This window comes from Xanthobacter oligotrophicus (assembly GCF_008364685.1).
Classification (GTDB): Bacteria; Pseudomonadota; Alphaproteobacteria; order Rhizobiales; family Xanthobacteraceae; genus Xanthobacter; species Xanthobacter oligotrophicus.
Map to the genome: position 1 here is coordinate 1 of NZ_VTTL01000005.1, position 17,157 is coordinate 17,157.

At 70.3% G+C, this 17,157-nt stretch carries 16 protein-coding genes; 8 read left to right on the forward strand and 8 right to left on the reverse strand.

Annotation, left to right across the window (positions count from 1 at the left end):
* Window positions 1-252: 252 nt before the first annotated feature.
* The gene (locus FZ033_RS24000) at window positions 253-1,116 is read right to left on the reverse strand and encodes a hypothetical protein (RefSeq protein ID WP_188079400.1); all 864 of its coding nucleotides are present in this window, start codon (window positions 1,114-1,116) and stop codon (window positions 253-255) included.
* A gap of 474 nt (window positions 1,117-1,590) precedes the next feature.
* Between FZ033_RS24000 and FZ033_RS08940 the strand changes: the two genes are divergently transcribed.
* Window positions 1,591-2,055: an arsenate reductase/protein-tyrosine-phosphatase family protein gene (locus FZ033_RS08940; RefSeq protein ID WP_149575816.1), complete on the forward strand. Its 465-nt coding sequence runs from the start codon at window positions 1,591-1,593 to the stop codon at window positions 2,053-2,055.
* A gap of 65 nt (window positions 2,056-2,120) precedes the next feature.
* Here the strand turns inward: FZ033_RS08940 and denD are convergent, their stop codons facing one another.
* The 5 genes from denD to FZ033_RS08965 all read right to left on the reverse strand — a co-directional run bounded on the left by denD (window position 2,121) and on the right by FZ033_RS08965 (window position 7,099).
* Window positions 2,121-3,098, reverse strand: coding sequence for a D-erythronate dehydrogenase (gene denD / locus FZ033_RS08945; protein ID WP_149575817.1), 978 nt, complete (start codon window positions 3,096-3,098; stop codon window positions 2,121-2,123).
* A 97-nt stretch (window positions 3,099-3,195) separates the two neighbouring features.
* Entirely contained in the window at window positions 3,196-3,939 is a 744-nt protein-coding gene (locus tag FZ033_RS08950; RefSeq protein ID WP_149575818.1) for an SDR family oxidoreductase, read from the reverse strand.
* A gap of 40 nt (window positions 3,940-3,979) precedes the next feature.
* A complete protein-coding gene (locus tag FZ033_RS08955) occupies window positions 3,980-4,726 on the reverse strand; it encodes a GNAT family N-acetyltransferase (protein WP_149575819.1) in 747 nt (248 codons plus the stop codon).
* Window positions 4,727-4,738: 12 nt separating this feature from the next.
* Window positions 4,739-6,553 (reverse strand): IlvD/Edd family dehydratase, encoded by a 1,815-nt coding sequence (locus FZ033_RS08960; protein ID WP_149575820.1) that lies wholly within the window; start codon window positions 6,551-6,553, stop codon window positions 4,739-4,741.
* 192 nt (window positions 6,554-6,745) lie between these two features.
* Window positions 6,746-7,099: an STAS domain-containing protein gene (locus FZ033_RS08965; protein WP_149575821.1), complete on the reverse strand. Its 354-nt coding sequence runs from the start codon at window positions 7,097-7,099 to the stop codon at window positions 6,746-6,748.
* A gap of 307 nt (window positions 7,100-7,406) precedes the next feature.
* On the opposite strand from FZ033_RS08965, the gene FZ033_RS08970 reads away from it, so the two are divergent.
* The 7 genes from FZ033_RS08970 (at window position 7,407) to FZ033_RS09000 (ending at window position 14,946) form a co-directional block, all read left to right on the forward strand.
* The gene (locus FZ033_RS08970) at window positions 7,407-8,108 is read left to right on the forward strand and encodes an energy-coupling factor ABC transporter ATP-binding protein (protein WP_408068478.1); all 702 of its coding nucleotides are present in this window, start codon (window positions 7,407-7,409) and stop codon (window positions 8,106-8,108) included.
* The gene (locus FZ033_RS08975) at window positions 8,105-8,752 is read left to right on the forward strand and encodes an energy-coupling factor transporter transmembrane component T family protein (RefSeq protein ID WP_149575823.1); all 648 of its coding nucleotides are present in this window, start codon (window positions 8,105-8,107) and stop codon (window positions 8,750-8,752) included. The genes FZ033_RS08970 and FZ033_RS08975 overlap by 4 nt, the downstream gene beginning before the upstream one ends.
* Before the next feature lie 10 nt (window positions 8,753-8,762).
* A complete protein-coding gene (locus FZ033_RS08980) occupies window positions 8,763-9,314 on the forward strand; it encodes a biotin transporter BioY (RefSeq protein ID WP_149575824.1) in 552 nt (183 codons plus the stop codon).
* The gene (locus tag FZ033_RS08985; protein ID WP_149575825.1) at window positions 9,311-10,786 is read left to right on the forward strand and encodes an AMP-binding protein; all 1,476 of its coding nucleotides are present in this window, start codon (window positions 9,311-9,313) and stop codon (window positions 10,784-10,786) included. The genes FZ033_RS08980 and FZ033_RS08985 overlap by 4 nt, the downstream gene beginning before the upstream one ends.
* Window positions 10,783-11,928, forward strand: coding sequence for a thiolase family protein (locus tag FZ033_RS08990; RefSeq protein WP_232847394.1), 1,146 nt, complete (start codon window positions 10,783-10,785; stop codon window positions 11,926-11,928). The genes FZ033_RS08985 and FZ033_RS08990 overlap by 4 nt, the downstream gene beginning before the upstream one ends.
* Window positions 11,929-11,931: 3 nt before the next feature.
* The gene (locus FZ033_RS08995; protein ID WP_149575826.1) at window positions 11,932-12,837 is read left to right on the forward strand and encodes a CHAD domain-containing protein; all 906 of its coding nucleotides are present in this window, start codon (window positions 11,932-11,934) and stop codon (window positions 12,835-12,837) included.
* Window positions 12,838-13,134: 297 nt separating this feature from the next.
* Complete coding sequence (locus FZ033_RS09000) at window positions 13,135-14,946, forward strand: PHA/PHB synthase family protein (protein ID WP_149576131.1); 1,812 nt, start codon at window positions 13,135-13,137, stop codon at window positions 14,944-14,946.
* 19 nt (window positions 14,947-14,965) lie between these two features.
* On the opposite strand, the gene FZ033_RS09005 is transcribed toward FZ033_RS09000, so the two are convergent.
* Both FZ033_RS09005 and mbfA read right to left on the reverse strand, forming a co-directional pair.
* Entirely contained in the window at window positions 14,966-15,949 is a 984-nt protein-coding gene (locus FZ033_RS09005; protein WP_149575827.1) for a zinc-dependent alcohol dehydrogenase family protein, read from the reverse strand.
* Between the two features lie 167 nt (window positions 15,950-16,116).
* The gene (mbfA, locus tag FZ033_RS09010; RefSeq protein WP_149575828.1) at window positions 16,117-17,094 is read right to left on the reverse strand and encodes an iron exporter MbfA; all 978 of its coding nucleotides are present in this window, start codon (window positions 17,092-17,094) and stop codon (window positions 16,117-16,119) included.
* Between the last annotated feature and the right edge of the window lie 63 nt (window positions 17,095-17,157).

Genomic DNA, 17,157 nt, shown 5'->3' on the forward strand with positions numbered 1-17,157 from the left:
CGCCCCCCCGCTCCGCGGGGAGAGGGGAGGGGGGCCGGCGCGCGCCCCGCCCCCCCCCCCCCCCCCCCCCGGACAAAGCCCGGGCCCGTTGGTAACCCGGCGGCCGCCCCCCAAAACCCCCCCCCCCCCCGGACCAAGGGGGGGGGCGGCGGCGCTTTGCGTTTTGGGTCGGTGATGACGCTGGCTCAGGGCGCGATCCGATCAGATTGAAGCAAGCTGATCGGCGCGTGCTCTCTGCTGTCGGCGTGCCGGTCAGGCCGGCTTGCGCGCCTTGACGGGCTTGGTGGCGGCCTTCGCGGCAACTTTCGCGGCCGGGGCCTTCGCCACTTCGGATTTCTTGACCTCGGCCTTCACGGCCTTCGCTGCCGGAGCCTTGGCAGGGGTCTTTGCGGCCGGAGTCTTTGCGGCCGGCTTCGCGGGCTTCGCCTCGATCGGCTTGGCAACGACCGGCTTGGCAACGACCTTGGCCTCAGCTTTCGCGGCGGGCTTCGGAGCAGCGGGCTTGGGAGCCACCTTGGCAGGCGCCTTCGGCGCGGCGGCCTTTGTCTGAGTAGCCTTTACCGCCGGGGCCTTTGCCGCCGTCTCAACGGTGCCCATGGCGGTGCTTTTGGCAGCAGCCTTGGCGGCACCCTTGGCCGTCGCCTTCGGCGCGGTCTTGGCGGGTTCCGCCTCGACCTTCGGGGCGGGTGCCTTGACGGTCTTGGCAGCGGTCTTCACCGGGGCAGTCTTCGCCGGGCTCTTGGCAACGCTCTTGGCCGGGGCAACCGCCTTCGGCGCGGCAGCCTTGGCGGGGGGCTTGGCGAGAGTCTTGGCCGCGGGCTTGGCGGCCTTGGCCGGGGCCTTCGCCTCGAGCTTGACGGCGGGTGCCGGCTCGGCGGCCTTCGGCGCCGGCTTGGCCTTGGTCACGGGCTTCGCGGCAGGCGTGGCGGCGGGAGTGGGAGCGGCGGGCTTCGGAGCGGCGGCCTTGGGCTTGTCCGGGGCCTGGGTGAGCGCGGAGCCGGCCAGCGCCAGGATCTCGTCGTGGGACAGGCTGGAGGGATCCTTCAGCGCCTTCGCCGCGATGCTGCTCACCTTGTCGCTCGTCACTTCCGGCTTCTTCGCCAGCTTCTTGGCCATGACTCAATCTCCGAATTCAACGCGCCGGCGCAGAACCTTCGGTCGAATCAAGACGCCCGCCAGCAACCGATCCATCTCCGGATAGATTTGCAGAATGGTTAACGGCGATTTTTCACCATGCTCCCCAGAGGGTTGGCTGGGCGCCTTGACGTCGTCTGACGGGCGTGGCGCCATCTCCCCGGCCGCAGGCGAGCGCAAGGACGCCGGAATGATTCGCGCCGCGCGGCAGGTGTTCGCCTGGGGGGGGCGCCTGTCACAGCCGCGTCGGCTGCGTGGCGTAGGGTGCGAATCGGCGGGCGGGATGCCGCCACAGCGTTTTCGAGCCAGGTGGGTATCGGTTCGCGGGACGAAGGCGCGCCAGTGCACGCGCCGCTCACATTGCATCGTGATCGTATCCTGGCATCGTGATCGTATCCTGGCATCGCGATCTTAATCCTGACGCGGGCTCCATCTTTCGGGGCGAGAGAAAGACCCATGCCGATGACCGGACGGCCCACTGTTCTCTTCGTGTGCCCGGACAATGCGGGCACCAGCCTGATGGCGGAAGCCATCGCCCTTCACGGCCACCGGGGGCTGCGGCCGTTCAGTGCCGCCGCCCTGGTGCCCGGCGCGGTGGACCCCGCGCTCATCGATTGCCTCGAGGCCGCGCGGGTTCCCGCCGATGGCCTTTCGGCGAAGCCTGCGGGCGTGTTCAGCCTGTCCGGCGCGCCCCGGCTCGACGTGGTGGTGGCGCTCGGGGCGCAGGCGTGGCGCGCCCTGCGGCGCCAGACCTTCATCGGCCTGCTGCGCTTTGAATTCTGGCAGCTGCCCGAGGTGGCGCCGGGTGAAGGCCTCGCCGCCCGGCGCGCCGCCTATCGTACCCTGATGCCGGACCTCGACGGCGCCATCGGCCGGCTGGAAGAGCGCATCGCCCTGCGGATGGCCCGCGCCGCCGCCTGATGCAAAAGGCCGATGAGCCTGGCTCATCGGCCTTTGGTTCACGCCTGCGCCGCGACCTGAACGCTTCAGTCCGCGATCTTGCCGCCCAGCTCGTCCTCGATGTGAATGCGGATGATCTCCTCGAAGGAGCTTTCCGCCACGAAGCCCAGCTCGGTGGCGCGGCGGGGCTCGAACTTGCGCGGCCAGCCCGAAACGATCTTCTCGATCACCGGGTCGGGCGCGCGGGTGATGCGGGCCACCGCCTTGTCGCCGGCCACCTTGCGCAGCGCCTCGATCTGCTCGCCCACCGTCACGGCGAGGCCCGGCATGGTGAGGTTGCGGCGCGGGCCGACCTTTTCGCCGTCGAGGGTGGCGGCATGGATGAGGAAGCCCACCGCCGAGCGCGGCGAGGCGTGCCAGTGCATGACATCCTCCGACACGGGCAGCACTGCGGCCTGTCCCGCCAGCGGCTCGCGGATGATGCCGGAGAAGAAGCCGGAGGCCGCCTTGTTGGGCAGGCCGGGGCGCACGCAGATGGTGGGCAGGCGGATGCCGATGCCGTCGAAGAAGCCGCGCCGCGTGTAGTCCGCCAGCAGCAGCTCGCCGATGGCCTTCTGGGCGCCATAGGAGGTGAGCGGCGTGGGGAAGAACTCGTCGGGAATCGCATCCGGGAAGGGCGCGCCGAACACCGCGATGGACGAGGTGAAGACCAGGCGCGGCGTATAGCCCTCCATGAGCCGCACGGCATCGAACAGGTGGCGGGTGCCATCGAGATTGATGCGGTAGCCCTTGTCGAAGTCCGCCTCCGCCTCGCCGGAGACGATGGCCGCGAGATGGAAGATCACGTCGGGCTTTTCCGCCACCACCACCGCCGCCTCGCCGGGCACGGAGAGGTCCGACACCCGCGTGTCGATGGGAAAGGGCGCTTGCGGCGGCTTGGGCGGCACCACGTCGTGGGCGGTGAGGCGGGTGATGGGCTTGCCGCCCAGGCGCCCCTCGCGGGCGAGGCGTTCGATGAGCTTGCGGCCGACCATGCCGGCGCCGCCGATGACGAGAATATGCATGTGAGGGTCCCTCAAGGCCGTTCGAGAGAAGTCGATTCCGGATCGCTCGACGACGGCGTTTGGCTAAAGGTTCAGGGTAGGTCGCGGGGCGGGCGCCCTAGAGCGCCCAGCCGCCGTCGATGATGTGGATCTGCCCGGTGGTGAAGGCGCTCTCATCCGAGGCGAGATAGAGCGCCAGCGCCGCGATCTCCTCCGGCGTGCCGAGCCGGCCCATGGGCTGGCGGCCGACGAAATCGGCCCGCACGTCGTCCAGCGAGCGGCCGGTCTGGGCCGAGACGGCGGCGATGCGCTCGTCCAGCGAGGGCGACTGGATGGTGCCGGGGCAGATCACGTTGGCGCGCACGCCCTTCAGGATGAAGTCCGCCGCCACCGCCTTGGTCAGGCCGATGACCGCCGCCTTGGAGGCGCCGTAGACATAGCGGTTCGGCACGCCCCGGATGGAGGACGCCGCCGAGGCGATGTTGACGATGGAGCCCTTGCCCTTCTCCAGCATGCCCGGCAGGAAGGCCGAGATGGTGCGGTGCATGGCCTTCACATTGAGGTCGAAGGAGAAGTCCCAGTCCTTATCCGAGGTGTCGAAGATGTTGCCCTGTTGCACGTAGCCGGCGGCATTCACCAGCACGTCCACCGGGCCGATCTCCTTGGCCAGCGCGGCGACGGCCTGCGTGGAGCGCACGTCGAGCTTGTGGGCCGCGCCGGAAAAACCTTCGAGCTTGGCGGTGTCGAGATCGGTGGCGACAACCCTCGCGCCCTCGCGCACGAAGGCCTCGGCGATGGCTCGGCCGATGCCCTGTCCCGCCGCCGTCACCAGCGCGGTCTTACCCTGAAGTCGTCCAGCCATGGCGTTCCTCTTGAGCTTTTGGGATTGGTGAGGCGATGCCTCACAATGCGGCGCGGATGTCCTCCAGCCGCTGCGTCTGGCGGCCTTCGGCGTCGAAATTGGCGGGGTCGAGCCAGGCCTCGAAGGCGGCTTTGGCGCGCGGCCATTCATGGTCGAGCAAGGCGTACCAGGCGGTGTCGCGGCTCAACCCTTTGATGATCATGTGCTGGCGGAACAGGCCCTCGAAGCTGAAGCCAAGGCGCTCCGCCGCCCGCCGCGAGGGGGCGTTGAGGGCGTTGCACTTCCACTCGTAGCGGCGATAGCCGAGATCCTCGAAGGCGTGGCGGGACATGAGATACATGGCTTCCGTCGCCCCCGGCGTGCGCTGGAGCGCGGGGGTGTAGAGGATGTTGCCCACCTCGATCACCCGGTGCGCCGGCTCGATGCGCATGTAGGTGGCGTGGCCCACCGCGCGGCCGGTCTCGGCCTCGACGATGGCGAACAGCAGCGGGTCGGCCTTGGTGGCGGCCTCGGCGTAAAAGCGCGTGAAGGCGGCCTCGTCGGGGAAGGGCGCGGCGAAGAGATAGGCCCACAGCGCTTCTTTTTCCGGCCCGTGGGAGAGGGCGTAGAGCGAAGCGGCGTGCCGGTCGGCGTCGAACGGCACGATGGCGACGTGACGCCCCTGGAGGGTCACGGGCGCCGGCCGCCGGGCCGGGCCACCCTCCACCGGCGTGCCCAGAGGCACCGCGTCGGCGACCTCACCGGGGACTGCGCCGGAACGGATGCCCGGCGCCGCCTGTTCGCTCATGGGTCTGCTCGCTCAGTGGTTGTCGCGGGGAACGCCCATGGTCTGGGCCACCCGCTGGTACTTCACAGCCGGCTTCAGCACCATGCCCTCGTCGAACTGCGCCACCATGGAGCGCTGGATCTCCTGCCAGGGGGTCTGGCTCTGCGGCATGGGGAAGCCGCCGTGGCCCTGCAGGTCGGCGCGGCGCTGCGCCAGCTCCTCGGGGGAGATCAGGATGTCGGCGGTGCAGGTGTTGAGGTCGATGCGCACCCGGTCCCCGGTCTTGAGCAGGGAGAGGCCACCGCCGGCCGCCGCTTCCGGCGAGGCGTTGAGGATGGAGGGCGAGCCGGAGGTGCCGGACTGGCGGCCGTCGCCGATGCAGGGCAGGGCATGGATGCCCTTCTTGAGGAGCGCGGTGGGCGGCTGCATGTTCACCACCTCGGCGCCGCCGGGATAGCCCAGCGGTCCGGTGCCGCGGATGAACAGCAGGGTGTATTCGTCGATGCCCAACGACGCGTCGTCGATGCGGTGGTGGTAGTCTTCCGGCCCCTCGAACACCACGGCGCGGCCTTCGAAGGCCTCGGGATCGTTGGGGTTGGAGAGGAAGCGCTGGCGGAACTCGGGCGAGATCACCGAGGTCTTCATCACCGCGTTGTCGAACAGGTTGCCGTGCAGCACGATGAAGCCGGCATCCTCCTTCAGGGGCGCGTCATAGGTCTTGATGACCTCGCGGTCCCAGGAGAGCTTGCCGGTGCAGTTCTCGCCGATGGAGCGCCCGTTCACGGTCAGCGCGCCCTCGTGGATCTTGCCCTTCGCGATCAGCTCGGCCACCACCGCCGGCACGCCGCCGGCGCGGTGGAACTCCTCGCCGAGATATTCGCCGGCGGGCTGGAGGTTCACCAAAAGCGGGATCTTGTGGCCCACCGCCTGCCAGTCATCCACGTTCAGCGGCACGCCCACGTGGCGGGCGATGGCATTGAGGTGGATGGGGGCGTTGGTGGAGCCGCCGATGGCGGAATTCACGCGGATGGCGTTCTCGAACGCCTCGCGGGTGAGGATGTCGGAGGGCTTCAGGTCCTCCCACACCATGTCCACGATGCGCTTGCCAGTGTCGTAGGCGATCTGGCCGCGTTCGCGGTAGGGGGCGGGGATGGCGGCGCAGCCGGGCAGGGACATGCCCAGCGCCTCGGCCAGCGCGTTCATGGTGGAGGCGGTGCCCATGGTGTTGCAGTGGCCCACCGAGGGGGCGGAGGACGCCACCACGTCCATGAACTCGTCATAGTCGATCTCGCCGGCGGCGAAGCGCTCGCGGTTCTTCCACACCACGGTGCCGGAGCCGGTGCGCTCGCCCTTCCACCAGCCATTCAGCATGGGGCCGCCCGAGAGCACGATGGCCGGGATGTTCACGGTGGCGGCCGCCATGATGCAGGCGGGGGTGGTCTTGTCGCAGCCGGTGGTCAGCACCACCCCGTCCAGCGGATAGCCGTAGAGGATTTCCACCAGCCCGAGATAGGCGAGGTTGCGGTCGAGCGCGGCGGTGGGGCGCTTGCCGGTCTCCTGGATGGGATGGACCGGGAACTCGAACGGCACCCCGCCCATGGCCTCGATGCCGTCGCGCACGCGCTTGGCAAGGTCGAGGTGGTGGCGGTTGCAGGGGGAGAGGTCCGAGCCGGTCTGGGCGATGCCGATGATGGGCTTGCCCGACTGCAACTCTTCCCGGGTCAGGCCGAAATTGAGGTAGCGCTCCAGGTACAGCGCCGTCATGCCGGGGTTGTCGGGATTGTCGAACCAGAGCTGGGACCGGAGCTTGAGGCCGTGCTTCTCGGGCTGGTCGCCTTGACCGGACATGGGCGTCTCCATGGAAATCTGTGTGCTCCGGCGTTCCGACGCGCCGGGTTCTAATCGATTTGATTTTGGCGATATATGCGCCTCGGCGCGCCGGAAATCAATCGGGATTGGAGCTGCACAAAACAGAAAAGGGCGGCCGAAGCCGCCCTGTACCGTTCGCGATGCGTGCCGACTTTTCGGGAAATTCCGCGATCAGGAGGCCGCGCCGGCGGTGGCGAGGGCCGCGTCGGCGTCTGCGCGGGTGGCGACCACGGTGGCCAGTTCGCCTAGGCCCGTGGTGAGGAGAACCTCCTCCACCGTCGGCGCCGCACCGAACAGGATCAGGCGCCCGCCCCGCCGGGCCAGGGCCTTGGCATTGCTGATGAACAGGCGGATGCCGATGGAGGCGACGAAGGGCGTCGCCGACAGATCCACCAAGGTCGCCTTGGCGTGGCTCGAGACGGCGCTGAACGCCACCTCGATCTGCGCCGTGCCCTCGATGTCGAGCCGGCCGTCGAGCACGATCAGAACCTGTTCCGGGCCGAGGGCGTGGGTTTCGATGTTCATGGATATGAGACCGGCTTGAGGGACGACGGCGACCGTAGATCGCGCCAAGGGATCGCGCCAGGGGAGCGTGCCGCCTCTATTTCATCAGGATGTTTCAGTTTTGTGACGCGCGCGGTGCGTTGTTCTCCCTCGTGTCCGCCGGGAGCCGGCCGCCTGCGATAAGGGTTTGCACCGCGCGGGGAAGCGTATAATCCATCTCGCACCCGCGATGTTCACCGCTTCACGATCCGCGCGCCCCGCGCGCCAGCCGAATCGCCCCGACGCCGGCGACCTGCCCGCCTCGGACAGTCCCGGTCGCGCCGCCGGCATGGTGCTCGACCGCGTGGTGCTCGACCGTGGTGCGCGTTCGGTCTTCGCCGGCCTCTCCCTCACCCTGTCCGAGCGGCGCATCGGGCTGGTGGGCGACAACGGCTCGGGCAAGAGCACCCTGCTGCGGCTGCTGAACGGCCTGCTCCTGCCCGACGCGGGAACGGTGACCGTGGCCGGGCTCGACACCCGCAAGGAGCGGCGCCGCCTGCCGGCGACAGTGGGCTTCGTGTTCCAGAACGTGGACCACCAGATCATCTTTCCCACCGTGCGGGAGGAGATCGCCTTCGGCCCCATCGCCCAGGGCCAGCCCAAGGCCGAGGCCAACGCCGCCGCCGACCTGCTGCTGGCCCGCCACGGCTGCGCCGGCTGGGGCGAGCGGGCGGTGGCCGACCTCTCCGAAGGCCAGAAGCAGCTGGTGTGCATCCTCGCCGCGCTGGCGGCCAGGCCGCGCATCCTGCTGCTGGACGAGCCGTTCTCCAGCCTCGACCTCACCACCCGCCTCGGCTTCGCGGCGCGGCTCGCCGGCCTCGACCTCCAGGTGGTCATGGCGAGCCACGATCTGCATCTGTTCGACGGCTTCGACCGGCTGCTGTGGCTGAAGGGCGGTATCATCGCCGCCGACGGCGCGCCGGGGGAGGTCATCCCGCTCTATGAGGCCGACGCCCGCGCCCGCGCCGTGGCGGCGGGAGGCCAGCCGTGATCGCCGGCTATCTCTCCGGCACCAGCCTCCTGCATCGGCTGCCAGCGGGGGTGAAGCTGATGGCGCTGGCCGTGCTGTCGGTCTTCATCCTGCCCATCGGCGATCCGCTGGTGCTGGCCTGCGTGCTCGCGGCGGTGGTGCTGGTCTATGCCGGCTTCGGCCGGCGCGGGGTGCTGCGCGTGCTGGCGTGGCGCAGCCTGGTGCCGCTGCTGGTGGTCATCTTCGTGCTGCAGGTGTGGGCCGCCTCCCTGTCGGTGGCGGTGGCGAGCGTGCTGCGCATCGCGGTGATGGTGCTCATGGCCGACCTTGTCACCCTGTCCACCCGCCTGCAGGACATGATGGACGCCATCGCCGTGCCGCTGAAGCCGCTGGCACGGTTCGGGCTCGATCCCGAGCGGCTGTCGCTGGCGGTGGCGCTGGTGCTGCGCTTCGTGCCGGTGCTGCTGGAAAGCTGGCGGGGACGGGAGGAGGCCTGGCGCGCCCGCAGCCCGCGCCGGCCGGGGCTGGTGCTCATCGGCGCCTTCTTCTCCGGCGCGCTTTCCACTGCCGACCAGGTGGCGGAAGCCCTCGACGCCCGCGGCTTCGGCATGCCCGATCAGCCGGAGCCGCCAGCCCCGCTCACGTCGCCGCGCCCGAACCCGTGAAGGATCGACCATGGACACCCGCACCCTCGTGCGCATCGCGCTCATCGCGGCCCTCATCGCGGCGCTCGGCTTCGTGCCGCCCATCTACATGCCGCTGGCCGCCGGCGTGCCCATCACCGCCCAGAGCCTCGGCGTGATGCTCGCCGGCCTGCTCCTGGGCGCGCGGGCGGGGGCGGCGGCGGTGGCGCTGTTCGTCTTCGTGGTGTTGCTGGGCGCGCCGCTGCTCGCGGGCGGGCGCGGCGGCCTCGGCATCCTCGCCGGACCGACCGCCGGCTTCCTCATCGGCTATATCGCCGGGGCCTATGTGGTGGGCTTCCTGGCCGAGCGGCTGAAACTGCCGGCCCTCGCTTCGGCCCTGGTGGCGTCGGTGGTCGGCGGCATTCTCGTGGTCTATCTGTTCGGCATCCCGGTGCTGGCGGCGGCGGCGGGCATCGGCCTCTCCAAGGCGGTGATCGGCGCGGCGGTGTTCCTGCCCGGCGACCTCGTCAAGGCAGTGGGCGCGGCAGTGCTGGTCACCACCGTACTGCGCAACTGGTCGGTGGCGGCGCAGCCGCGCCCGTGAGCATCACCCGCCATCTCGCCGGCCACGGCACTGAGCGCCCCCATGCGCCGGCCCTGACCTGCGAGGGCGAAAGCCTCACCTACGGCACCCTTGCCACGCTGGTGCAGCGCATCGCCGCCCGCTTCGGGGCCGCGCCCGAAGGCGGCATCGCGCTGGACCTGCCTAATGGCGCGGCGCTGGCGGTGCTGTTCCTTGCGGCCGCCCATGCGGGACGGGAGGGGCAGGTGCTCGACCCCTCTTGGCCGGCAGGACAAAGGGCGGACATCCTCGCCCGCATCCGGCCGGGGCTGCTGGTGTCGTGTGGTGCGGACGCGGATGTGCGCCTGTCTCCGGCGCAGGGGCTGGCGGGTCTTGCCGAGGCGGTGGGCGCCGGCGCGGACGCGGTGAAAGAGCCGCCGGATCCGGATTTGCCCTTGTATGTGGGCTTCACCTCCGGCTCCACCGGCCTGCCCAAGGGCTATCGCCGGGCCCATCGCTCCTGGACCGAGAGCTTTGACGCCGACACCCGCGAATTCGGCATCGGCCCAGATGATGTGGTGCTGGCGCCGGGGGCGCTCACCCATTCCCTGTTCCTCTACGCGCTGGCGCGGGGCCTTGATGCCGGCGCCCATGTGATCCTGTCGAAGAGCTTTCGCCCCCGCGCGGTGGCGGACCTCGCGCACCGGCACCAGGCCAGCGTGCTCTATGGCGTGCCGACCCAGCTCGCCTTGCTGCTCGACCATCTGCAAGCGGAGGGCGCGCAGCTGGACCACGTGCGCCTCGTGCTGTGCTCGGGCGCCAAATGGACGGCGGGGCGCAAGGCGCTCTTGTCCCGCCATCTGCCCAAGGCCGGTTTCGCCGAATTCTACGGCGCGTCGGAACTCTCGTTCATCACCGTGGCGAAGGGCGAGGAGGCGGTGCCCGAGGGCTCCGTGGGCCGCGCCTTCGACGGCGTGCGCCTCGCCATCCGCGACAAAGCCGGCCGGCGCCTGCCTGCGGGGCGCACCGGCCTCGTCTTCGTGGAAAGCCCCTTCCTGTTCCTCGACTATGCCACCGGAGACAGCGAAGACCTTTTGCGCCACGGGGCGGAGATCAGCGTCGGCGACATGGGGCGCCTGGATGCTGCCGGCTTCCTCACTTTGGCGGGGCGGGCCAAGCGCATGATCGTCACCTCCGGCAAGAACCTTTATCCGGAAGAGGTGGAGCGGCAGCTGGAGCTGCACCCCGCCATCGCCGCCGCCGCCGTGATGGGCGTGCCCGATGGCAAGCGCGGCGAGCGGCTGGTGGCCTTCCTCCAGCCGGAGGAAGGGGCGCAGATGGGGGCATCCGTGACACGGGCGGACCTCGTGGCGTGGCTGCGGCCGCGGCTCGCCCTGTTCAAGGTGCCGCGGCTTTATGCGCGGGTCGCCCGCTGGCCGCTGACGGCCTCCGGAAAGACCGACTTTGCCGCCGTCGCCCGCCTCTGGCCGCACGGCTGCGAGCTGATCTCATGACCGGCGTGGCGATGACCGGCGTCGCCCTTCTGGCCGCCAGGCGCACGGCGGTGGTGCCGCGTGGCGGCGCCTTCCGGGACCTCGAGCCCTTCGCCCTGGCGGCGGCCCTCATCGGCCCCCTGCTCGCCGAGGCCGGCATCGCGCCCGAGGCGGTGGACGAGGTGATCCTCGGCAATGCCCTGTCCGGCGGCGGCAATGTGGCGCGGGTGGCGGCGCTGGCCGCCGGCCTGCCGCAGCACATCCCGGCGCTGACGCTGGACACCCAGTGCTGCTCGGGCCTCGACGCCATCCGCATGGGCGCGGCCCGCATCGCGGCCGGGGAGGCGCGCTATGTGCTGGCCGGCGGGGTGGAGAGCTTCAGCCGCGCCCCGCTGCGCGCCCATCGTCCGCGCGCGAAGGACGGGGCGCCGGCCTTCTACCGCCAGCCCGCCTTCACCCCCTGGCCCGAGCGCGAGCCGGACCTTGCCGCCGCAGCGGCGGAGCTGGCGCGCGCCGAGGGCATCACCCGGCAGGTGCAGGAGGCCTTTGCGATGGAGAGCCATCGCCGGGCGCTGGCCGCCGCGCTGCCGGACGGCGAGATCGTGCCGGTGAACGCCGTGGCCTCGGACCCGTTCGCGCGGGTCCTGTCCCCGGCATTGCTCGCCCGCCTGCCGGTGATCGCGGGGGAGGCGGCCTATGGGGTCACCGCCGCTACCACTTCGGTGGAGGCGGATGCGGCGGCCATGGTGCTGCTCGGGCCGGGTAGCGACGGGCAGGTGCAAGTGCTGGGCGCGCTGGCGCGGGGCGGTGATCCGCTGATGCCGGCGCTGGCACCGGTGGCAGCGGTGGACGCCCTGTGCGCGCGGCTCGGCCTTCATGCGCGCGACATGGAACATGTGGAACTGATGGAGGCCTATGCCGTTCAGGCGCTCGCCGCCATCGGGCGGCTTGGCCTTGATCCGGCGCGGGTGAATGCGCAGGGCGGCGCGCTCGCCCGGGGCCATCCCATCGGGGCCTCGGGAGCGGTGCTGGCGGTGCGGGCCTTCCACCGGCTCCGGGCGGCGGGCGGCCGGGCGCTGGTGGCCATCGCCGGGGCGGGGGGCATCGCCAGCGCCATGGTGCTATCCCGGCAAGACGAAACCCTCCGGCCGTGGCAGGATTGAAGCATGAGATCTGGAGAGGATTCCGGCGCCGGCAGGACCGCGCGACCGGACACCGCTGGCCCCGCCGGGCCGCCGGCCCCCGCTTCGGTGGCGGGGCAGGCGCTGGTGTTCGCGCTCATCGATGTCCTCGACACCCTCAAGGAGGCGATCGAGGATCCGGACCCGGTGGAGATGGTCCATGACGCCCGCAAGGCCATGAAGGAATTGCGGGCCCTGTTGCGCCTCGTGCCCGGTGAGACCGCTTCGGCCTTGCGCCGGCAGACGGCGGAGGTGGCCCGCGCTCTGTCCGGAGCGCGCGACAAGGCCGCGGCCGGGGAGGCCATCGACGTGATCGAGGCCGCCGGCCTGCTCATCGCCTGCGACGCGGCGGATGCGCGGGCCGCCATCGGCCCCGATGCGGAGCCGCCGGAGGAAGCCGAGCGCCATCGCGCCGACCTTACCGCCTTCGGGGCCGAGGTGCGGGCAAAGCTCGCGGGCGATTTCGGGGCCGAGGTGGCGGCGGCGGACGTGGGGGCCGGGCTTGTGAAAGCCTACCGCCAGGCCCGGCGCGCGCACTTCGCCGACCCGCACCTTCTGCACGAGACCCGCAAAAGGGTGGTGGCCCACCGTTACCAGATGAGCTTCATCGCCTCCGCCTTCGGCGGCCGGGGGGCGAAGCGCGCCCGCAAGGCCCAGCGCCTGCGAGACATATTGGGCGCCCATCAGGACATCGAGATCCTGCGCCCGCTGCTTCAGGCGGCGCCGGATCTGGCGGAGGGGACGCGGCACCGGCTCGACTTCGCCATGGGCCTTGCCCAGAAGCGGCTGAAGAAGAAGGCCCGCCGCCGGCACAAGGCGCTGTTCCGGCTCCGGCCGAAGGCGTTTCTCGCCCACTATCGGGAGCTGCTTGAGCCGGTCGCAGCCATTTGATGCGGGTCATGGTACCGTAATCGGCATCGCGCATGCTCTGTCTTTGGATCGCGCTCTCGCGCGCCATGAAAGCGCCCCGAGCACGGGCAAGGAACAGATGTGCGCCGCTGGCGACCCGCCCGGCGGCTCCCGAGTTTGCGAAGAGACCGGCCGATGCCCCTCGAGACCCGCGTTCCGTCCCTGACCCTCGTCCCGACCGCGCCGTCGGAAGCGCCCGTCGGGGCGGCCCCGAAGGCCGGGCCGGCCGCTGCTCCGCCGTCGCCCGCGCCGCCCGCATCCGGGCCGGAGCGTCCGGCCATGGACTTCTCCCGCTTGCCGGAATCTGCCCGGATGCTGGCGCAGACGTGGGCGCGCCTGACCTGCCAGGATGACGAGGATTTTGACCGGGGCTCGGGTCCCGAGGCATTCCGCGCAGTGGACCGGGCGGCGGCGGCACTGGTGGCGCGCGCCACGTCCGGCCTGTCGCCGGCGGCGCTGTCGCTGGCCTATCTCGACTGGTGGATGCATCTGGCGGGCGCCCCCGGCAAGCAGGCGGAACTGGGGCTCAAGGCGTGGCGCAAGGCGGCGCGGTTCGGCTCCTATGCGGTGGCCTCCAGCTTCGACCGGACCTTCCCCAATTGCATCACCCCCCTGCCGGGCGACGAGCGCTTCAGCGCCCCGGTGTGGCAGGACTGGCCGTTCCGCCTCTGGTACCAGGCGTTTTTGCTGAACCAGCAGTGGTGGCACAACGCCACCCATGGGGTGCCCGGCGTGAAGCCCCACGACGAGGCGCTGGTGGCCTTCGCCGCGCGGCAATTGCTCGACGTGTTCTCGCCCTCCAACTCGCCCTTCACCAATCCGGAGGTCATCCGCCGCACCCGCGAGACGGGTGGGATGAACTTCGTGGAGGGCGCGCGCAACGCATTGGCGGATCTCGCCCGTAAGGCGAGCGACGCGCCGCCGGTGGGGGCGGAAGCCTTCGTTCCGGGGCAGAATGTGGCGGTGACGCCCGGCGAGGTGGTCTTCCGCAACCACCTCATCGAGCTGATCCAGTATCGCGCGACCACCAATGAGGTGGCTGCCGAGCCGGTGCTGATCGTGCCGGCCTGGATCATGAAATATTACATCCTGGACCTGTCGCCCGAGAACTCGCTGGTGCGCCATCTGGTGTCGAAGGGCCACACGGTGTTCTGCATCTCCTGGCGCAACGTGACCCAGGAAGACCGCCACCTCGGCTTCGACGACTACCGCACGCAGGGCGTCATGGCGGCACTTGAGGCCATCGCGGCCATCGTGCCCGGCAGCAAGGTGCATGCGGCGGGCTATTGCCTCGGCGGCACGCTGCTGTCGGTGGCCGCCGGAGCCATGGCGCGGGCCGGCGATGCGCGGCTCGCCTCGATCACCCTGCTGGCGGCGCAAACGGATTTCTCGGAGGCGGGCGAGCTTCAGCTCTTCGTCGATCCGAGCGAACTCTACATGCTGGAAAGCATGATGTGGGACCAAGGCTATCTCGCCGCCGGGCAGATGGCCGGGGCGTTCGAGATGCTGCGCTCCAACGACCTCGTCTGGTCGCGCCTGGTGCATGAATATCTCATGGGCGAGCGCGCACCCATGAACGACCTCATGGCCTGGAACGCGGACGCCACCCGCATGCCCTACCGCATGCATTCGGACTATCTGCGCCGCTTCTTCCTCGACAACGACCTTGCCGCCGGCCGCTATCGCGTGGACGGGCGGCCGGTGTCGCTGCTCGACATCAAGGTGCCGCTGTTCGTGGTGGGCACGGAGCGCGACCACGTGGCGCCGTGGCGGTCGGTGTTCAAGATCCACCAGCTCGCCGACACCGATGTCACCTTCGTGCTCACCTCGGGCGGGCACAATGCGGGCATCGTGAGCGAGCCGGGGCACAAGCACCGGCACTTCCGCCTGCATGAGACCAAGCATGGCGACATGCATCTGGGTCCGGACGAATGGGTCGAGGCCACGAAGCCGCAGGACGGCTCCTGGTGGCTGGCCTGGGACGCCTGGCTGGCGGCGCGCTCCACCGGGCCGGTGGGCCTGCCGAAGATCGGCGGCCCCGGCTATCCCACGCTGGGGCCGGCGCCTGGCACCTATGTGATGCAGCGCTGAGGGGGTCTCGGCCTTGGTGTCACGGCACCAGCACGGCCGCGCCCTTCAGGCGGCCGTGGCGCAGGTCGTCGAGGGCGTCATTGGCCTGCGCCAGGGGGTAGGGCGTCACATGGGTGGTCACGCCGGCCTTGGGGGCCAGCGCCAGGAATTCGTGGGCATCCGCCCGGGTCAGGTTCGCCACCGACAGGATCTTCCGCTCTTCCCACAGCCAGCGATAGGGGAAGGAGGGGATGTCGCTCATATGGATGCCGCCGCACACCACGCGCCCGCCCTTGCGCACGGCGCGCAGGGCCTGCGGCACCAATTCCCCCGCCGGGGCGAAGATGAGGGCGGCGTCCAGCGGCTCGGGGGCGGGGGCGTCGGAGGGGCCGGCATAGACGGCGCCGAGGGAGCGGGCGAAATCCTGCGCCGCCTCATCCCCGGGGCGGGTGAAGGCGTAGATCTCCCGGCCCTGAAACCGGGCCACCTGGGCGATGATGTGCGCCGCCGCGCCGAAGCCGTAGAAGCCGATGCGCCGGCCCTCGCCCGCCATCTTCAGGGTACGCCAGCCGATGAGGCCGGCGCAGAGCAGCGGCGCCAGCGCCGTGTCGTCGCCGGCTTCGCCGAGGGGATAGACGAAGTTCGCATCCGCCACCGTGTGGGTGGCGAAGCCGCCGTCCCGGGTGCAGCCGGTGAAGACCGGGGTGTCGCAGAGGTTTTCCTCCTGCGCGGTGCAATAGGGGCAGCTGCCGCAGGCGTGGCCGAGCCAGCCCACGCCCACCCGCTCCCCGAGCTTGAGGTGCGACACGCCCGCGCCCAGCATCGCCACCCGCCCGACGATCTCGTGGCCGGGCACGATGGGCAGCAGCGTCTGGGGCAGCTCGCCGTCCACCACATGGAGGTCGGTGCGGCAGACGCCGCAGGCGGTGACCGCGATCACCACCTCGCCCGGCCCCGCGACGGGATCGGGCCGTTCCTGCGCGACCAGCCTGTCGCCGCTGCGCTTCAGGACCATGGCGAGCATGCGGATCTCCGAGAGTGCCGGGCAAGGTTCGCACCCTTGCGGTCGCCGCGCCAATGATCTTGAGCAAGCCGTGCTAGCCCCCTCCCCCGCACGCGGGAGAGGGTTCGGTCCAGGCAGCACGCTTTCAAGCTGAGGCGCCGCCCAATGGCGCAACCTGCGCCTGCGCGTCAGCTGCCGCCGATGAAGATGCCCGCCGCCAGCACCAGCGCGCCACCCAGCACCACCTGCATCACCGAGCGCCAGAACGGCGTCTCCATGAAGCGGTTCTGGATGAAGGCGATGGCCCAGAGTTCGATGAACACCACGACGATGGCGATGGCCGTCGCGGTCCAGAATTCCGGGATGAGGTAGGGCAGGGCGTGGCCCAGCCCCCCCACCGCCGTCATGACGCCGGAGGCGATGCCGCGCTTGATGGGCGAGCCGCGGCCGGAGATGACGCCATCGTCGTGGATCGCCTCGGTGAAGCCCATGGAGATGCCCGCGCCCACCGCCGCGGCAAGGCCCACCAGCAAAGTGGTGTGGGAATTCTGGGTGGCGAAGGCGGTGGCGAAGATGGGGGCAAGGGTGGAGACCGAGCCGTCCATGAGGCCGGCAAGGCCCGGCTGCACCCAGGTGAGCACGAACTGGCGCCGGGCCTTCTCGTTCTCCTCGGCGCGCTTGTCCACCGGCAGGTAGCGCTCCGCCAGCGAGCCGGCGATCTCCTCGTGCTGCAGCTCGGTCTGGTAGAGGCTTTCCAGCAGCTTGACCGTGCCGGGGTCGGTCGCCTTCTTCTTGGCCTGCAGGTAGAAGTTCGCCGATTCGTCCTCCATCCGCCCGACTTCCGCGCGGATGCGCTCGATGCCGAGATTGGCCACGGCCCACACCGGGCGGCGATGGTAATAGCCGGCGATGCTCTCGCGCCGGATCAGCGGCACATGGGGGCCGTAGCGACGCTCATATTCGCGGGTGAGGCTGGTGGCATGGCCGCGTTCCTGGGCCGCCATGGCCTCGAACACCTTGGCGGTGTCCGGATAATCCTTGCGCAGGGTCTCTGCATAGTCGGTGTAGGTATAGGCGTCGTCCTCCTCCGAGGAGATGGCGAGGGCGAGGACTTCCTGTTCGGACAGATCGGCGAAGCGACGGCGGCCGGGGAAAAAGCGGGACATCCCGGATGACTCCAAATTAGAATATTTCTAATAACATTAGAATAGCGATGATCCGCAAAGGCA